A 2,513-nucleotide genomic window follows, 5' to 3' on the forward strand; every position below is an offset into this window, starting at 1 on the left:
GACGCCCTTGACGATTTGTTGGGCGAGCTCGGGGGTGAGTTCGGGGTTGCCCAGTCCGGGCCATCCGGCGACCATGCGCGGCATCAGGTGGTCCATGAAGTGTTGGATGCCGCCCTGGCCGCCGCCGAGGTGCCAGAGCAGGTTGGGTCCCATGACGCCCCAGCGCAATCCGGGGCCCCAGGACACCGCGTCGTCGGCGTCGGCGACGTCGAGCACGCCCTGGCCGATCAAATAGACCACCTCGCGATACAGCGCGGACTGCAGCCGGTTGGCCACATGGCCGCGCAATTCCTTTTTGAGGTGGATGGGTTTCTTGCCGATCGCGGCGTAGAAGGCCATCGCGTCCTGAATCGTCTGGGGCGCGGTCTTGGTGCCGCCGACGACCTCCACCAGCGGGATCACGTGCGGCGGGTTGAACGGATGCCCGATCACGGTGCGCTGCGGGCGCCGGCACTCGGCCTGGATCTCGCTCATGGTGATGCCCGAGGAACTCGAGGCGATGATCGCCTCGGGCGGGGTGGCGTCGTCGATGTCGGCGAACAGTTGGACCTTCAGCTCGGGGCGCTCGGGTCCGTTCTCCTGCACGAAGTCGGCGTCGGCCAGCGCTGCCGGCAGGTCAGAGGTGAACTTCAGCCGGTCCGGCGAGGCGCCGGGCGCCAGGCCCAGCGTCCGCACGCCGTCCCAGGCGGTGTCGACGTAGCTGCGCAGCGCGGCCTCAGCCCCCGGGGCCGGATCGGTGGCGGTGACGTCAAAACCACGCGCCAGGTAGTGGGTGGCCCAGCTGGCGCCGATGGTGCCGGTGCCCACGATGGCGACGCGGCGCACGGAGTCGGGGGAAAACATGATCATTGCTCCTAGAAGTGGTCGTGGTGGTTAGCGGCCGCGCCAGACGGGGGCGCGTTTTTCGGCGAAGGCCAGCGCCCCTTCGTGCGCGTCTTGGGTGCTCAGCAGGCTGCTGGCGCTGTGGGTTTGGCGGGCGAACGCGTCGGAATCGTTGAGGCCCTGGGTTTCCCGCAGCACCTGCTTGACCTTGGCCAAGGCCAGCGGCGCGTTGCCGGCAATGCGCAGCGCGAGCTGGTGCGCGGTATCCAGTGCGGCCCCTGACGCGGTGAGCTCACTGACCAGCCCGTACTGCGCGGCGTCGGCCGCCGAGAGCGGCTCACCGGTCAGCAGCACCTTCAAAGCCACGTGGTACGGGATGCGCTGCGGCAGCCGGATCACCCCGCCTTCACCGGCGATCAGTCCGCGTTTGACTTCGGGCAACCCGAATTTGGCGTCGACGGCCGCGACGATCACATCGCAGGACAACACCATTTCGAAGCCCCCGCCCAAGGCCCAGCCTTCCACCGCGGCGATCAACGGCTTGCGCACCACCGCCTGGGTGATCCCGCCGAAACCACGCCCGGGCAGGATCGGGGTCTGCCCACCGGCGAACGCCTTGAGATCCATCCCCGCACTGAACGTCCCACCCGCGCCGGTGAGCACGCCCACCGACAACGTCGGGTCAGAATCGAGCAGATCCAGCGCGGCCGCCACCGCAACGGCAACCTCACGATTGACCGCATTCTTCTGCTTCGGCCGGTTCAGAATGATCGTCAGCACACCGTCCTGGCGCTGGGTAAGCACCAGGTCCGTCGCTACCTCAGTCGTGGTCATTTCACTGTCTCCTGTTCTGGCGCAACAGGAATCGCTCCCGAGGCTTGCAGTTGATCGACGTCATCCGCGCTGAAGCCCAGCTGAGCCAGAATCTCGGCGTTGTGCTCGCCGTGCTCAGGAGCACGACGCGCCGGGACCCGTGCCAGCCCGCGAAGAGTGAGCGGGTTGTTGACCGTGTAGTCCAGGTCAGCGGCCCCCTCGATCGGAACGACTATTTCGGCCGCACGCAGCTGCGGGTCCTCGGCCGCCTCTTCGGGCGTCTTGATGACGCCGTAGGGAAGGCGGGCCTTGTCGAGCACCTCTTTCCAATGCGCCAAAGGTTGCCCACGGAATTCGGTCTCGAGCAGTTCGGCCAATTCAGCGGCGTGCCGGCTGATAGCTTCGAGGTCGCCGAAGCGTGGATCGGTCAGCAGGTCCGTCCGCCCGATGGCCTTGGCCAGTACCGGCAAGGCCGATCGCTTGGCGGCCAGCATGATCCAGCGCCCGTCGCCGCATTGGTATGCGTTGGTCATCGCGTTGACCGGCTTGTTGCGGTCATTCAGCTCGTAGGGCTTGCCGCCGGCCAAGGCCGCCGACACCAGCGTTCCGGTCGCCCACACACCCATCGCCAGCAGCGAGGTGCCGACATTGGCACCCCGGCCCGTGCGCTCGCGGTGATACAACGCGGTCGTGACGGCGGCGTAGATAGCTACCGCGGTGGTGTAATCCCCACTGCCCCAGACCGGAGACGTCGGCGGAGCCCCTGCGTCGCGGGTCGAGGCGAGCAGCCCGCTGCGTGACCAGAAGGCGGTCAGGTCGAACCCGGGCAGCTTGGCGTCCTCGCCGGCATCGCCGTACCCGGTGATATCGGCGTAGAT

Annotated in this window: 3 protein-coding genes; all 3 read right to left on the reverse strand. The window is 67.6% G+C overall.

All coding sequences use genetic code 11. The features are described 5' to 3' along the window. On the reverse strand, positions 1-843 hold an 843-nt coding region (locus tag VML93_RS31335), incomplete at its 3' end, for a 3-hydroxyacyl-CoA dehydrogenase NAD-binding domain-containing protein (RefSeq protein ID WP_325616591.1). A 30-nt stretch (positions 844-873) separates the two neighbouring features. Beyond that, positions 874-1,656, reverse strand: a complete 783-nt coding sequence (locus VML93_RS31340; RefSeq protein WP_325616593.1) for a crotonase/enoyl-CoA hydratase family protein — start codon at positions 1,654-1,656, stop codon at positions 874-876. Then, positions 1,653-2,513: CaiB/BaiF CoA-transferase family protein (locus VML93_RS31345; RefSeq protein WP_325616595.1), on the reverse strand; the 861-nt coding region annotated here is incomplete at its 5' end. The genes VML93_RS31345 and VML93_RS31340, both read right to left, overlap by 4 nt.

Origin of the sequence: Mycobacterium sp. (assembly GCF_035499775.1) — a bacterium.
In the GTDB taxonomy this organism is placed as follows: domain Bacteria; phylum Actinomycetota; class Actinomycetes; order Mycobacteriales; family Mycobacteriaceae; genus Mycobacterium.

Bases quoted from the DNA above. Each gene is read 5' to 3' on its own strand.
- VML93_RS31340 (WP_325616593.1), bottom strand. From the start codon at position 1,656: ATGACCACGACTGAGGTAGCGACGGACCTGGTGCTTACCCAGCGCCAG.